General features: G+C 35.3%; 14 protein-coding genes. 5 read left to right on the top strand and 9 right to left on the bottom strand.

All coding sequences use genetic code 11. The features are described 5' to 3' along the window. The first annotated feature begins 216 nt into the window (after positions 1 to 216). The 3 genes from FBFL15_RS01270 to FBFL15_RS17190 all read left to right on the top strand — a co-directional run bounded on the left by FBFL15_RS01270 (position 217) and on the right by FBFL15_RS17190 (position 2,984). Positions 217 to 1,287, top strand: coding sequence for an adenine-specific methyltransferase EcoRI family protein (locus tag FBFL15_RS01270; protein WP_014082866.1), 1,071 nt, complete (start codon positions 217 to 219; stop codon positions 1,285 to 1,287). Then, positions 1,284 to 2,384: an HNH endonuclease family protein gene (locus FBFL15_RS01265; protein ID WP_014082865.1), complete on the top strand. Its 1,101-nt coding sequence runs from the start codon at positions 1,284 to 1,286 to the stop codon at positions 2,382 to 2,384. Before FBFL15_RS01270 ends, FBFL15_RS01265 begins: the two co-directional genes overlap by 4 nt. Before the next feature lie 189 nt (positions 2,385 to 2,573). Then, positions 2,574 to 2,984, top strand: coding sequence for a hypothetical protein (locus FBFL15_RS17190; protein WP_044032010.1), 411 nt, complete (start codon positions 2,574 to 2,576; stop codon positions 2,982 to 2,984). Positions 2,985 to 3,039: 55 nt separating this feature from the next. On the opposite strand, the gene FBFL15_RS01255 is transcribed toward FBFL15_RS17190, so the two are convergent. The 9 genes from FBFL15_RS01255 to FBFL15_RS01215 form a co-directional block, all read right to left on the bottom strand. Continuing rightward, the gene (locus FBFL15_RS01255; RefSeq protein ID WP_014082864.1) at positions 3,040 to 4,290 is read right to left on the bottom strand and encodes an aspartate kinase; all 1,251 of its coding nucleotides are present in this window, start codon (positions 4,288 to 4,290) and stop codon (positions 3,040 to 3,042) included. A 506-nt stretch (positions 4,291 to 4,796) separates the two neighbouring features. Beyond that, entirely contained in the window at positions 4,797 to 5,270 is a 474-nt protein-coding gene (locus tag FBFL15_RS01250) for a GNAT family N-acetyltransferase (RefSeq protein ID WP_014082863.1), read from the bottom strand. A gap of 4 nt (positions 5,271 to 5,274) precedes the next feature. After that, positions 5,275 to 6,120, bottom strand: coding sequence for a M48 family metalloprotease (locus FBFL15_RS01245; protein ID WP_014082862.1), 846 nt, complete (start codon positions 6,118 to 6,120; stop codon positions 5,275 to 5,277). Between the two features lie 134 nt (positions 6,121 to 6,254). Beyond that, on the bottom strand, positions 6,255 to 7,439 hold the full coding sequence (locus FBFL15_RS01240; protein ID WP_014082861.1) for a DUF418 domain-containing protein: 1,185 nt from the start codon (positions 7,437 to 7,439) through the stop codon (positions 6,255 to 6,257). A gap of 100 nt (positions 7,440 to 7,539) precedes the next feature. Further along, complete coding sequence (pyk, locus tag FBFL15_RS01235) at positions 7,540 to 8,970, bottom strand: pyruvate kinase (protein ID WP_014082860.1); 1,431 nt, start codon at positions 8,968 to 8,970, stop codon at positions 7,540 to 7,542. A 5-nt stretch (positions 8,971 to 8,975) separates the two neighbouring features. Next, the gene (locus FBFL15_RS01230; RefSeq protein WP_014082859.1) at positions 8,976 to 9,464 is read right to left on the bottom strand and encodes an IPExxxVDY family protein; all 489 of its coding nucleotides are present in this window, start codon (positions 9,462 to 9,464) and stop codon (positions 8,976 to 8,978) included. Positions 9,465 to 9,572: 108 nt separating this feature from the next. After that, positions 9,573 to 10,319 (bottom strand): ribonuclease III family protein, encoded by a 747-nt coding sequence (locus tag FBFL15_RS01225; protein WP_014082858.1) that lies wholly within the window; start codon positions 10,317 to 10,319, stop codon positions 9,573 to 9,575. A 6-nt stretch (positions 10,320 to 10,325) separates the two neighbouring features. Continuing rightward, positions 10,326 to 11,579 (bottom strand): beta-ketoacyl-ACP synthase II, encoded by a 1,254-nt coding sequence (gene fabF / locus FBFL15_RS01220; RefSeq protein WP_014082857.1) that lies wholly within the window; start codon positions 11,577 to 11,579, stop codon positions 10,326 to 10,328. Between the two features lie 172 nt (positions 11,580 to 11,751). Then, positions 11,752 to 11,988: an acyl carrier protein gene (locus FBFL15_RS01215; RefSeq protein WP_014082856.1), complete on the bottom strand. Its 237-nt coding sequence runs from the start codon at positions 11,986 to 11,988 to the stop codon at positions 11,752 to 11,754. Positions 11,989 to 12,164: 176 nt separating this feature from the next. Here FBFL15_RS01215 and purN point away from each other — a divergent pair, with 176 nt between their 5' ends. After that, positions 12,165 to 12,737 carry a phosphoribosylglycinamide formyltransferase gene (gene purN, locus FBFL15_RS01210; RefSeq protein ID WP_014082855.1) on the top strand — a complete coding sequence of 191 codons (573 nt, stop codon included), beginning with the start codon at positions 12,165 to 12,167 and terminating at the stop codon, positions 12,735 to 12,737. Then, positions 12,734 to 13,225 (top strand): ribonuclease HI, encoded by a 492-nt coding sequence (rnhA, locus tag FBFL15_RS01205; RefSeq protein ID WP_014082854.1) that lies wholly within the window; start codon positions 12,734 to 12,736, stop codon positions 13,223 to 13,225. The genes purN and rnhA overlap by 4 nt, the downstream gene beginning before the upstream one ends. Positions 13,226 to 13,483 lie beyond the last annotated feature (258 nt).

Here is a 13,483-nt window from a genome sequence, read left to right as displayed (position 1 = left end):
TTAGCTCTTATTCTCGTAACTCGAAATCTGGTAAATTTCAAATACAACAGGAGAATAAGTCGCGGAGGTTCGCACCAATTAGGTGTGGACCGTTCGTGCTTATTTCTGTTACGGTCTTACCAGAGCCTGAGTTACGGATAAGCATTAAAGAACGGAAACCACACCTTCTTTTTTTGCTTATTAGTTTAAGAGCAAGTTTCGCTTTTAAACTAAATTATGGCAAAGCAATCATCTAACACCAATCTTCACAAAGCCAAAAACAATAAAAAAGACGAGTTTTATACCCAAAGAGAGGATATTGAAAACGAATTACGGCATTATAAACATCATTTTAAAGATAAAATCGTGTATTGCAATTGCGACGACCCCAGAGTGAGTAATTTTTTTCATTATTTCTCTTATAATTTCGAACATTTGGGTCTCAAAAAACTCATTGCTACTTGCTATAAAAATCAAAACATGGAATTGTTTAGCAAAAATGATTCCGAACAAGCCGTTTACCTCGAATACACGGGCGACAAAAACGGCAATAAAATCCCAGATATTGAAGAAATAGGCATCAAACCCTTGCAAGGCGATGGCGATTTTAGAAGTGCCGAAAGCATAGAACTGCTCAAACAAGCCGATATTGTGGTAACAAACCCTCCCTTTTCTTTATTTCGAGAATATGTAGCTCAATTGATTGAATACGATAAAAAATTTGTTATTGTAGGAAGTTACAATTCAATTACTTATAAAGATATTTTTAAATTAATTAAAGAAAATAAGCTTTGGCTTGGTTATGGATTTAATGGCGGTAATGCTTATTTTAAAACACCATATTCAAATGATAATTTTGTTGAAGGAGTCTATAATTTAGAAACAGGACTTGTGAAATTCAGGAATGTAACTTGGTTTACGAATTTAGACATTGAAAAACGACACTTAGACCTAACCCTATATAAAAAATACACTCCTGAAGAATATCCCACTTATGACAATTACGACGCTATTAATGTGAACAAAACCAAAGATATTCCAGTAGATTATAAAGGGCATATTGGCGTTCCAATAACATTTTTAGATAAGTATAACCCTGATCAATTTGAAATAATAGGGCAAGGGCAAGGAAATCTTTACAGGGAAATGACCGATAAAGGGCTAAATAAAAAATTTGTAGAAGATTATTACAAAAGTGGGGGAACAGGTTCTATTAAAGAAGATCATCCTGTATTAGGCTATTATGACAAAAATAGTAAACCCGTAATTCCATATATGAGAATAATAATCAAACACAAAAAACTATGAACATAACACTCAAAGAAATTTCCGTACAAGAATTAGTAAACGGTTATAAAGACAATAACGCAGATGGTGTTGTTGGATATGGTGGCAAACTTGATATTCGTCCTCCATATCAAAGGGAATTTATATATAAAGACAAGCAACGAGATGCCGTGATAAACACCCTTACAAAAGATTATCCGCTAAATGTAATGTACTGGGCAGTGCGTGAAGATGGTAGTTTTGAAGTGATTGATGGGCAACAACGTACTTTATCTATTTGTCAGTATATAAACGGTGATTATTCTGTTATGGTAGGTAATATTCCGAATCATCGGGCATTTCATAACTTGCAAGACAATGAACAAGAGCAAATTCTAGCTTACAAATTGATGGTCTATATTTGCAGTGGCACCGAAAGCGAAAAATTAGAATGGTTTAAAACAATAAATATAGCAGGCGAAAAATTATCTGATCAAGAATTACGAAATGCGGTTTATTCTGGTTCGTGGGTTACTGATGCTAAAAAATATTTTAGCAAATCGGGTTGTGTTGCCTATCAAATTGGAAATAAATATTTAACTGGAACTGTAAACAGACAAGATTATTTTGAAACGGCTATCAGTTGGATTTCAAAAGGCAATATTGAAGTGTATATGTCTAATCATCAGCACGACCCAAATGCAAGTGCTTTGTGGCGTTATTTTCAAGATGTTATTTCATGGGTCGAAGCTACTTTTACCAATTATCGAAAAGAAATGAAAGGTATCAATTGGGGGTTTTTGTATGATTCTTTTAAAGATAAGATATTTGATACCAAAGCCTTGGAAATAGAAATTTCAAATTTGATGCAAGACGATGATGTTACCAAAAAATCAGGTATTTATGAATACATCTTAACCCGAAAAGAAAAACATTTAAGCATTCGTGCTTTTTCCGAAAAACAAAAGCGAGAAGCTTTTGAACGTCAAAAAGGTATTTGTGTGAAATGTTGTGAACAATTTGAACTAAATGAAATGGAAGCCGACCACATTACCCCTTGGCACGAAGGTGGCAAAACTACTGCCGAAAACTGCCAAATGCTTTGCAAACTCGATAATAGAATCAAGTCGGGAAAATAGCAAAACAGTACTTTATTTTCTTTAAAAAAAAAATGCTCCGTAACACAACTATCCGAAGAATTTTTCTAAAAAATAACTTCCTTCGCCAGTTTGCTACCGCTCGGGTCGCAACTTTGGACTATTTTGTAAATCGGGCCAGCAGAAAAACGAATAAAAAACGTTTTAAATTATTCTTTTAGTGAATAGCCTTTGGCTTTAGCCAAAGGCTATTCAATTTTTCCAATCAAATATAATTTTAACGCCTACTTTGTAATACATTTATTAAAATCTTGCAAATTGGTTGTTTTAGTTTGTTCACCTATCCAAAAGGTAGGCTCACCTACTAAAAAGCTAGGCCTGCCTATTAAAAAGGTAGGCTCGCCTACTCAAAAGGTAGGCTCGCCTACTAAAAAGGTAGGCTCACCTACCCAAAAGGTAGGCTCACCTACTCAAAAGGTAGGCTCGCCTACTAAAAAGGTAGGCCGACCTACCCAAAAGGTAGGCCAGCCTGATTTAATAAATACCAAGCTGCATAAAACCCTTTGCAACAAAAAAATCTTTGCCAAAAGGCTATCCCTTTTGACAAAGATTTTTTTAAATTTCATCAGCATCATGACATGAAACCCATTATAAAACCATATATTTTGGGTTCAATACTAACGTGGCTGGTTATTTGCTACATGGTTACAATTTGCATGGTTTCTCGGCTTATTTGTTTGAGCAATACTTCTTTGTCTTGTTCAACCATTTGGGCAGCCGCCTCATCAAAGTGACGAATGGTATAAAGTGTAACATTCTCGTTGTAGTTGAGTTTGAATTTGTTGGACAAAATGTTTTTCAGGTCGTTAAAATTACCAAACTTATCTTCAACACATATAGAAAAACTGATGGCAGAATTTTGAATCAAACTCACTTTCATCTTGAATTGGTGCAAAAGCCCAAATATTTCGGAAATATTTTCTTCCATGATAAATGAAAAATCAATGGACGATAGCGATACCAAAAGTTGGTTTCTTTTTACGATAAAACAAGGCAATTGTGGCTCTAAATCGGCCCCTTTAGCAACACTTGTACCTGGCAACAAAGGGTTTAGAAAAGACTTTACATACAATGGAATTTCTTTTTTTTGCAATGGCTGAAGCGTTTTCGGATGGATAACGCTGGCTCCATAAAACGCCAATTCTATGGCTTCTCTGTAAGATATTTGATTCAACAAACTGGCATTTTCAAAATATCGAGGGTCGGCATTCATTACCCCAGGAACGTCTTTCCAAATCGTAACGCTTTCTGCTCCAAGACAATAGGCAAATATACCTGCCGTATAATCCGAACCTTCCCTGCCAAGGGTTGTAGTAAAACCATTCAAATCAGACCCCAAAAAGCCTTGTGTAATATTCAAAACGTTTCGGGCTATATTGTTTGAAATTAATTTTTGTGTAGCGTTCCAATCCACCTCGGCATCTCGATAGGTATTGTCTGTTTTGATAAAATTTCTTACATCAACCCAATGGGTTTCTATCCCTCTATAATTCATATAATGAGATAAAACTGTTGTCGAAACGAGCTCGCCCATACTCACAATTTGATCATAAACAAAATTGTAATTCGGAGATTTATTGTGGTTCAAAAAGTATTCCAAATCAGTAAATAAAGCATTTACTGCTCCAAACACAGGGTGATTATCCTCTTCAAACAAGTCTAAAAGTATTTGATTATGGTACTTTTTTACCTCCTGAAGCGTTGATTGTAAACTGGGTGCTTTGTCAAAATAATCTTTAACAACAAGTTCCAAGGCATTGGTCGTTTTGCCCATTGCCGAAACCACCAACAACACATCCTGATAGCCCGCTTTTTGCAAAACGTCATACACGTTTTTAATTCCATCGGCATCTTTTACAGATGCTCCTCCAAATTTGTAAATTTTCATTTCAAAAAAAAATTAATTTAAGTTCAAAAGCCAATTGCTTTCAAAAAGTTTGATTAGGTTAAATTCTAATGATTCCAAAAATACTCCTAAATAGAGTATCAAAAAAAAATGACTATCCGCAACGAGTACTTCTTCATAAACGATAGGTTAGTTTTCTACTATTTTTACAAAACTTGATTCCTACTTTGCGGCATTGCAAATACCATTTCACGCAAAGTCCCAGAAACATAAAGTAAATGAAATACTTTGACAATTGGGTATAAACAACGACAGTCCTATATAAAAAACAGCAAGAAAAATTGCCTTTTTTGGGCGTTCCCCAAGGGTCGTTCAATCCGTTTCAAACAACGTTCAATGAACTCCAAAAGAAACATAATATTGTGAAATAATCTTTTTTGATTACCACATTCAGAAACTATATTCGTGCAATACAACACTGGAGCTTCTTAAAGGATTTCCACTACTATCCCAAACGCAAAATACGGTTTCAAATAGGCATTAGTCATTTATAGTTTGTCCAAAAAATGGGCAATTGCTACATCGTTCATTTGCACAACCCTCCAATCAGGCAAAACGGTTGCCCCAGATTTTTCATAAAAATCTACCGCAGGCTTGTTCCAGTCTAAAACCGCCCATTCTACCCGTCTAACGCCATCTTCTTGTGCTTGTTCCATTACTTTTTTATAAAGTGCAAGCCCAACACCTTTGCCTCTCATTTTTTCTTTTACAATCAAATCTTCCAAATGAATGGTAGTACCTTTCCAAGTAGAATACCGATTATAGAACAAAGCCATTCCAACGATTTCATGATCATATTCGGCTATGAAAGTTTTAAATTGTGGTTTGTCGCCAAAACCGTCATTTTCAATATCGGTTTGAGTTACTAGTACGGCTTCGGGTTCTTTTTCAAATACCGCCAATTCCTTAATTAATGACAATATGGCTGCGGCATCCGAGCGTTGTCCTGGTCTAATAAGCATGGTTTTATTTCTTTTTAGGTGTCGTTTTTTTGGCTACTGGTTTTTTGGTTGCTTTGGTTTGTTTTACATAAGGGCTAAACAAGCCATCAGCTTCGGCCCTTTGGCGGGCTTTGTCTGCTCTATCTTTTGGATCGGGGTGCGAACTCATCATTTTGTCTAAAAAAGATGCTTCGGTACCCTGACTCATCGTGGCCAATATATTAAAGGCCGAAGCAACCGCATTGACATTATACTTGTTGCGTTTCATAAATTCGTATGAATAATCATCTGCTTCAGATTCTTGTTTGCGGCTGTGTTTGCTGTCTATCATCGCACTTCCAATTTTGCCCAATTGGCCGTCTGTTACAGCAGCCACTTTGTCTGATTGCGAAGCAACGGCGTCTATAAGTGCCTCTTTTTGATAGGCAGCCTTGGCAGCATCTCTAGAATCGTGATTGGCAACATGGCCAATTTCATGGCCAATAACAGCCAGCAATTCATTGTCGTCCATAATGTCCATCAATCCAGAAAAAACCCTAACGCTACCATCAGCAGTTGCAAAAGCATTGACGTCTTTGGTTAAATAAACTTTGTAATTTAAAGTTAAACCATTTTCGTTTTTGTGTTTTCCAAATACTTTTTCCAATCGAACGGCATAAGCATCCTTTGGCCCTGCCACTTTGTTTTCTGCATCCATTTTTACAACAGCATCTTTGGACAGTTTGGCTGCATCGGCATCGCTAAATGTAAATCCAGCAATTCCTTTTTGTACCGCACCCAAGGCTCTTTCGCCTAAACTAATTTGTGCTTGAGCCTGTGAAACACCAAGTGTAACTACACCCAATACTACTAAAATCGATTTTGTTTTCATATTTTTAAATTATTTTAAATTGTAAATCCTTCAAAAAAAAATATTGAATCCTACAATTATTATTTTTTGGACAAATATAAAATAAGTTTTGCATAAAATGTTGTTTAAAAAGCAGTAGCATTCTAAATATTTTGTTATTTTTTTGTGCCTATCCAGGTGGCTTTGCCCCATATATATTCTAATGGACCTTGTTTGTGGGTTTTGAGCCACCAGGTACAAAAAGTAAGTTGCAACAAAAACAAGGTTATTCCTATCAGCAAGCAGTATGTAGCACCCGTTTTCATGGCCATTCCCAATCCGTATTTATAATAAATGGTAGATCCAATGATGGATTGAACTATATAGTTGGTCAAACTCATTTTGCCAAATGGAATTAACTTGGATAACAGTCGTTTGCCTTTTTCATACTGAAAGGCTAAATACAAGAGCGACACCCAAACCAACATTAAGGCTACATTGTTCCAAGACATGAATACTATCATCAAACGGCTCAATTGGGCTTTGTGGGCCACTACATTGGGCAAAACCATTACGATTATGTTTAATGGGATAAATGCTATAAAAGCTATTTTTAGAACTTTTTTCCAAAAAAGCACATTGTCGTTTGTTGAAGAGAAAAGCTGTTTTCGGCCAGCCCAAAAACCAAATAAAAACAAGGCTGGAGCCTGAAAAAACCGCCCAAACTCCCAAGACCACAACAACGATGCTGTTTTGCCAAGGGTTACATTGCCAATAACATAATCCAAAAAATTGCCATTTTGCATGTAATGGGTAATTTGTGCATAATAAGCTTCTGAGGCATTTGGTTCAGGAACAAAATCGGGGTGCAAAACATAATAAATCCATCGAAGCCATTCTAAAGGTTGCAACATTAAAAAAGTAGCAACTACAAAAATCGTTTTGTTGTTCCAACGACATGCTGGAATTAAAACAAGACCAAATATGGCATACAGCGTTAAAATATCTCCCTGATAAAAGGCCGTGTTTAGATATCCAAAACCTAATAAAAGCAACATTCTCCAAAAAAAACGAAGTCTAAAATCTTTGCCACTTTGTACTTGATTATCGTTTTGAATATAAAAACTGAATCCAAATAGTAAGGCAAAAATGGCATAGGCTTTGCCGCCAAAAAGGTAAAACATAGAGGTCCAAATCATTTTGTCGAGTGCCAAAAGCCAACTTGGAAAATAATCAGGCGTATATACATACTCAAAATGTTCAACATTATGTAAAAGCATGATGGCCATTATAGCAAAACCACGCAACACATCGACAACCTCTATACGAGGATTTTTGATAGCAACAGCTGTAGGAATCATGATTGAAAGATTATAAATGAGTAAATTATTTAAAAAAACCCTACTAAAATAGCAGCTATTCCAGTAGGGTTTGTATATATTGGTACAATAAAAAAAAAGTTTATTCTATTTCAGATACTCTCATGGTATTAACCATTCCTTTATCAACAATTGGCATAGCAGCAAGGTTGATTAAAAAATCACCTTTGGATACAAATCCATTTTCTTTTGCAATATTGTTTACATCGGTTACCGTTTCGTCTGTACTTACAGATTTGTCGTAATAAAATGATTTGACACCCCAAAGTAAATTCAATTGGGTAACAATACTTTTATTAGACGTGTACACTAAAATGTGAGCAGAAGGCCTCCAAGCCGAAATTTGAAAGGCTGTATAACCACTATTTGTAAGAGTACAAATGGCTTTTGCTTTAATTACATTGGCCAATGTGGCCGCATGATGACAAATAGCTTTAGTAACAAAACGATTTGTACGTACTTGTGGGGTGTTTTGTGGCACTTGAATTAGAGGCGAGTCTTCTACGGCTTCTATAATTTGTGTCATTTTTTCGATAACCTGTACAGGATAATTCCCCACTGATGTTTCTCCAGAAAGCATTACAGCATCGGCTCCATCCATTACCGAGTTGGCCACATCGTTTACCTCTGCACGAGTTGGAGTAAGGCTCGTAATCATGGTTTCCATCATTTGTGTAGCAATAATAACAGGTATTCTAGCTGTTTTGGCTCTGTTTACTAATTTTTTCTGAATCAAAGGTACTTCGTGTGCGGGTACTTCTACTCCAAGGTCACCACGGGCTACCATCAAACCATCACAGTAAGCTACAATTTTATCAATATTGGCCACCCCTTCAGGTTTTTCAATTTTGGCTACAATTGGAATTTTATGATCAGAGTGTTGGGCAATCAGTTCTTGAAGTTCTATCAAATCTTCGGCAGTTCTAACAAAAGAAAGAGCAATCCAATCTACTTTTTGTTCGATAGCAAAAATGGCATCTTTTACATCTTTGGCAGTTAAAGCAGGCAAAGATACTTTGGTGTTAGGCAAATTAACTCCTTTTTTAGATTTTAAAGGTCCTCCTTGAATTACCTTGCACACCACTTCAGACTTGCGGTCTGTTTCTACGGCTTCAAAAATCAGTTTACCATCGTCCAACAAAATTCTTTCTCCTGGGTTCACATCTTTTGGAAACTCCTTATAATTCATATATACCCGTTGTGCAGTTCCAGGAATATCCTCGGCCGTTTGAAAGGTAATCAAATCGCCATCGTTTACTACAACGTCTTCTGTCATTACTCCAACACGAAGTTTTGGCCCTTGAAGGTCTCCTAAAATGGCGGTTGTATAGCCAAACTCTTCGTTCAATCCTCTAATTAAATCAATTTTTGCTTTTACATCGTTGTAATCTGCATGAGAAAAATTAACTCTAAATACATTTACTCCAGCCTCAATCATGTCTTTCAGGACTTCTCTTGTGCTGCATGCAGGCCCAAGTGTGGCTACAATTTTAGTTTTCTTGTTTGTTGACATTTTTATTAAAAAATTAAATTGTTTTTGTTCTTTACTTTGTTTTTATCAATTTGATATACCATTGCAATTCTTTCAACGGCACTTAATTTTGCGACGATTTTTTCTATACCATCCAAGTTTATTTCGTCATTTATTCTCAAAAAATACGAAACCGTCTTTAGTTCTGGTAATAAATAATTTGTATTGGTTTCTTCGACTATTTCGTTATCAAACAAATTAAAATTTTCTTGTTTTTTATAAGCTGTTGTTATACATTTATTTTGAATGAGCGTCCAAATCCAGTCGCTATTTTCGTCAAAATAGTCAAATTTTTCAAATAATAAGTCTAAATTATTTTTTCTAATTGCTACTTCCTCTGCACTTTTTGAAAGATTAATGTGTAATGCTTGATTGATAAAATAAGCCAATCTATAATCTTCTAAATGGGTATGAATAGCCAATAAAAAATAATCTATTTCTTCAAAATCATCAAATTCTAATTTGTGAACTGCCATGTCAAAATAAATTGTTGGTAAATATAGTATTTCTAATTGAGAAAACGACAACTCGAATTGTAAAAAATTGACAATTTACTAACGAAATCGTTATAGGTTTAAGAATTCTTATTTTTTATTCTCTATTTTTTCTTGAAATGCAAAAAAAGCTCTTTTTGAGGCAATCTCTTCGGCCTTCTTTTTGGAGGTAGCTCTTGATTTTGAAATTACTTTGTCGTCTATGCTTAATTTTACACCAAAAAGGCGTTCGCCATCTATGCCATTATCATCAAAAACATCAAAATAAAAGTTTTTTTTCTCTTTTTGGCACCATTCTATTAGGAGGCTTTTGTAGCTGATCACCTTACCCTCCAATTTTTGGATATTAACGTAAGGTTTGATCACTCGATTGTGTATGAATTTTTCGCAATAAGCGTAGCCTAAATCTTGATAGATGGCTCCAACAAGTGCTTCAAAAATATTGCCATGGATGTTTTCCCCAAAATTTCGAGGGGGTATTTTGCAGTCTAAATAATCAACTAATAAAAGGGTTTTTCCCAATTCGTTCAAATGCTCACGACTAACAATTTTCGATCTCATTTTGGTTAAATAACCTTCGTTGCCGCTGGGAACTTCTTTATACAAATGAGCCGCCACAACCGAACTGAGCATGGCATCGCCCAAAAATTCTAATCTTTCATAACTAATAGCATTGCCTTTATCGTCGGTTTTGTTGGACGAACGGTGTGTAAATGCTCTTTTGTAATAGTCTAATTGAATGGGAGCAAAGCCTAATATTTTTTTTAAATCATTAAAAAAAATCCCGTCTTGAGTGGAGCGGGATTTTTTTGTGAATATTTTCTTTATAAACTGCATAAAGCATTATAGTTCTAATTTTTTTACCAATACACAAGCATTGTGTCCGCCAAATCCAAAGGTGTTGCTCATCAAAACTTTTACATCACGTTTTTGAGCTTTGTTAAATGTAAAGTTCAATTTGGAATCTATATTTTCGTCGTCGGTAAAGTGGTTGATTGTTGGAGGAACAATCCCGTGTTTGATAGACAAAATAGACGAAATGGTTTCGATAGCTCCTGCTGCACCTAGCAAATGCCCTGTCATTGACTTGGTAGAATTCAGGTTCATAGTGTAAGCATGTGCTCCAAAAACTTGTAAGATGGCTTTAGATTCTGCAATGTCGCCAAGTGGTGTAGAAGTTCCGTGCATATTGACACCATCTACATCTGTTGGTTGCAATCCTGCATCACGTAAGCAATTGAGCATTACGTTTCTTGCACCAAGTCCTTCTGGGTGAGGTGCTGTAATGTGGTGGGCATCGGCAGACATACCGCCACCGCCAATTTCGCAATATATTTTGGCTCCACGAGCCTTTGCATGTTCATATTCTTCTAGTATCAAGGCACCCGCACCTTCGCCTAGTACAAATCCGTCACGGTCTTTGTCCATTGGTCGAGAGGCCGTTTGTGGGTCGTCATTTCGGGTAGAAAGGGCGTGCATGGCATTAAACCCTCCCATACCAGCTATGGTTACAGCGGCTTCAGAACCTCCAGTTACCATAATGTCGGCATGACCTAATCGGATGTAATTAAAAGCATCGATAATGGCATTAGTTGATGAGGCACAGGCAGATACAGTTCCAAAATTGGGGCCTCTAAAGCCATATTTTATAGAAATATGACCACAAGCAATGTCGCCAATCATTTTTGGTATAAAAAAAGGATTGAATTTTGGTGTACCATCTCCAGCCGCAAAATTAAGTACTTCTATTTGAAATGTTTCCAAACCGCCAATACCCGATCCCCAAATAACTCCAGCTCTATCTTTGTCTATGGCATCCATATCAAAACCAGCATCTTTCATGGCTTCTTCAGATGATACTACCGCATATTGTGCATAGCGGTCCATTTTACGTGCTTCTTTGCGTTCGATAAAATTTTCTACATTAAAATTTTTCAATTCACAAGCGAATTGTGTTTTGAATTTTGATGCATCAAAATAAGTTATGGGAGCTGCACCACTTACACCATGAATCAATCCTTGCCAATAGTCTTCAATCGTATTGCCAATGGGAGTTAGTGCTCCTAAACCTGTTACAACGACTCTTCTTAATTCCATATTTTAAAGTATCATAATAATTATAAAACAACATATCCAATGGGCTTAGTACCACCCTATTTGATAGTACAAATATATAGTGTTTTTTTTAATTTATAAAAAAACAAGTCTTCTTTTTTGATTAAAAATAAAAACACTCGTTCCTAATTATTGATAGAAACGAGTGAATTTATTATTTTTTTGCCTCTTCGATATAAGATATTGCTTGACCAACAGTAGCAATGTTTTCTGCTTGGTCGTCTGGAATTTGAATATCAAATTCTTTTTCGAATTCCATGATTAGCTCTACAGTATCCAATGAATCTGCTCCTAAATCGTTAGTAAAGCTTGCTTCTAATACTACTTCGTTTTCGTCAACGCCTAATTTGTCTACGATAATCGCTTTAACTCTTGATGCAATGTCTGACATAATCTTTGATTTTAAAATTTTAATTGTTGGCAAAAATAAAAAACTTTATTTGAAAACAACATTTTTAATTAATAAATAATTAGTAAGTATTTAAAACTTTTTTTAACAAAGATTTTTATTTGCTATTTTTTGTCGATTTTTATTCTTTTTTTTGCACTTTATAAATATATTTTATCATGAAAAAAGTCCTCATTTTTGCCTCTGGTTCGGGTACAAATGCCGAAAATATTATCATTCATTCTCAAAAATCCAACCTTTTTGGTGTGCAAGCTGTTTGTTGCAACAATCCGAATGCTTTGGTTTTAGAAAAAGCCAAAAAACAAAACATCCCTACTTTTGTGTTTGACAAAAATGATGTTTTATTAGGTAAATTAACTCAAAAAATAAATGAATTTTGCCCTGACTTGATTGTATTGGCTGGTTTTTTATGGAAATTTCCCGAAGAAATCGTATTGCAATACCCCAATAGAATCATCAATGTGCATCCTGCCTTGTTACCACAATATGGTGGCAAAGGCATGTATGGTATGCGTGTACATCGTGCTGTTTTTGACAATCATGAAACAGAAACAGGCATTACCATTCATTTTGTGAATGAAAATTATGACGAAGGCCAAATTATTTTTCAAGAAAAAGTATCTATTACAGATTGTTTAGGTCCAGAGGACATCGCTGTAAAAATTCATGAGTTGGAACAACAATTTTTTCCAATAGTAATTGAAGCCATTTTATCAAAAATGACATCATGAACGAACATCAAGTACATATATATACAGATGGTGCCGCAAAAGGCAACCCCGGCAAAGGCGGCTATGGCGTGGTTATGGAATGGGTGGGCAAGCCCTATAAGAAAGAATTTTATGAAGGATTTAGGCATACAACCAACAATCGTATGGAACTTTTGGCCGTTATAGTAGGGCTCGAAAAATTGAAACACCCCAAAACGAGTGTTTTGGTCATTTCAGATTCAAAATATGTGGTAGATGCTGTAGAAAAACGATGGGTTTTTGGTTGGGAAAAAAAAGGCTATGCAGGCAAAAAAAATCCTGATTTGTGGAAGCGGTTTATGAAAATTTACAGAACCCATCAGGTTGATTTTAAATGGATTAAAGGACATAACAACCACCCCCAAAACGAACGTTGCGATGCCTTGGCCGTTATGGCATCGGGCTTGCCTCAATTGTCTGTTGATCAGGTATATGAGCAAGATGGCGAACAAGATCCATTAGAATTTTAATTTTTTTTGGAGAATAAAAACCAAATAAGTCTCCTATTTTAATTTATTCACACCTAATTCAAAAACGAAAGAAATTTACAATTTTAGAAATTAGACTCAATGGAACATTTATTTGGAACAAAGAAGATACTAAATAATATGAATGTATTTTTTATCTATATTTTATTTATTTTCTTTAGCTGTCAAAATAATAAAAATGAAGACAATTATAGGTAACCTATAAAAACTACTTTATTACAAAAAACACTATTAATTATT

The organism is Flavobacterium branchiophilum FL-15 (assembly GCF_000253275.1).
GTDB lineage: Bacteria > Bacteroidota > Bacteroidia > Flavobacteriales > Flavobacteriaceae > Flavobacterium > Flavobacterium branchiophilum.
Note: the sequence above shows the minus strand (reverse complement) of the source record. Positions and strands in the feature narration are given on the sequence as shown.

Coding starts and splice junctions, on each gene's coding strand:
- FBFL15_RS01265 (WP_014082865.1), top strand. CDS start 1,284: ATGAACATAACACTCAAAGAAATTTCCGTACAAGAATTAGTAAACGGT.
- purN (WP_014082855.1), top strand. CDS start 12,165: ATGAAAAAAGTCCTCATTTTTGCCTCTGGTTCGGGTACAAATGCCGAA.
- rnhA (WP_014082854.1), top strand. CDS start 12,734: ATGAACGAACATCAAGTACATATATATACAGATGGTGCCGCAAAAGGC.
- FBFL15_RS01240 (WP_014082861.1), bottom strand. CDS start 7,439: ATGATTCCTACAGCTGTTGCTATCAAAAATCCTCGTATAGAGGTTGTC.
- FBFL15_RS01250 (WP_014082863.1), bottom strand. CDS start 5,270: ATGCTTATTAGACCAGGACAACGCTCGGATGCCGCAGCCATATTGTCA.
- FBFL15_RS01255 (WP_014082864.1), bottom strand. CDS start 4,290: ATGAAAATTTACAAATTTGGAGGAGCATCTGTAAAAGATGCCGATGGA.
- FBFL15_RS01230 (WP_014082859.1), bottom strand. CDS start 9,464: ATGGCAGTTCACAAATTAGAATTTGATGATTTTGAAGAAATAGATTAT.
- pyk (WP_014082860.1), bottom strand. CDS start 8,970: ATGTCAACAAACAAGAAAACTAAAATTGTAGCCACACTTGGGCCTGCA.
- fabF (WP_014082857.1), bottom strand. CDS start 11,579: ATGGAATTAAGAAGAGTCGTTGTAACAGGTTTAGGAGCACTAACTCCC.
- FBFL15_RS01225 (WP_014082858.1), bottom strand. CDS start 10,319: ATGCAGTTTATAAAGAAAATATTCACAAAAAAATCCCGCTCCACTCAA.
- FBFL15_RS01270 (WP_014082866.1), top strand. CDS start 217: ATGGCAAAGCAATCATCTAACACCAATCTTCACAAAGCCAAAAACAAT.
- FBFL15_RS01215 (WP_014082856.1), bottom strand. CDS start 11,988: ATGTCAGACATTGCATCAAGAGTTAAAGCGATTATCGTAGACAAATTA.
- FBFL15_RS01245 (WP_014082862.1), bottom strand. CDS start 6,120: ATGAAAACAAAATCGATTTTAGTAGTATTGGGTGTAGTTACACTTGGT.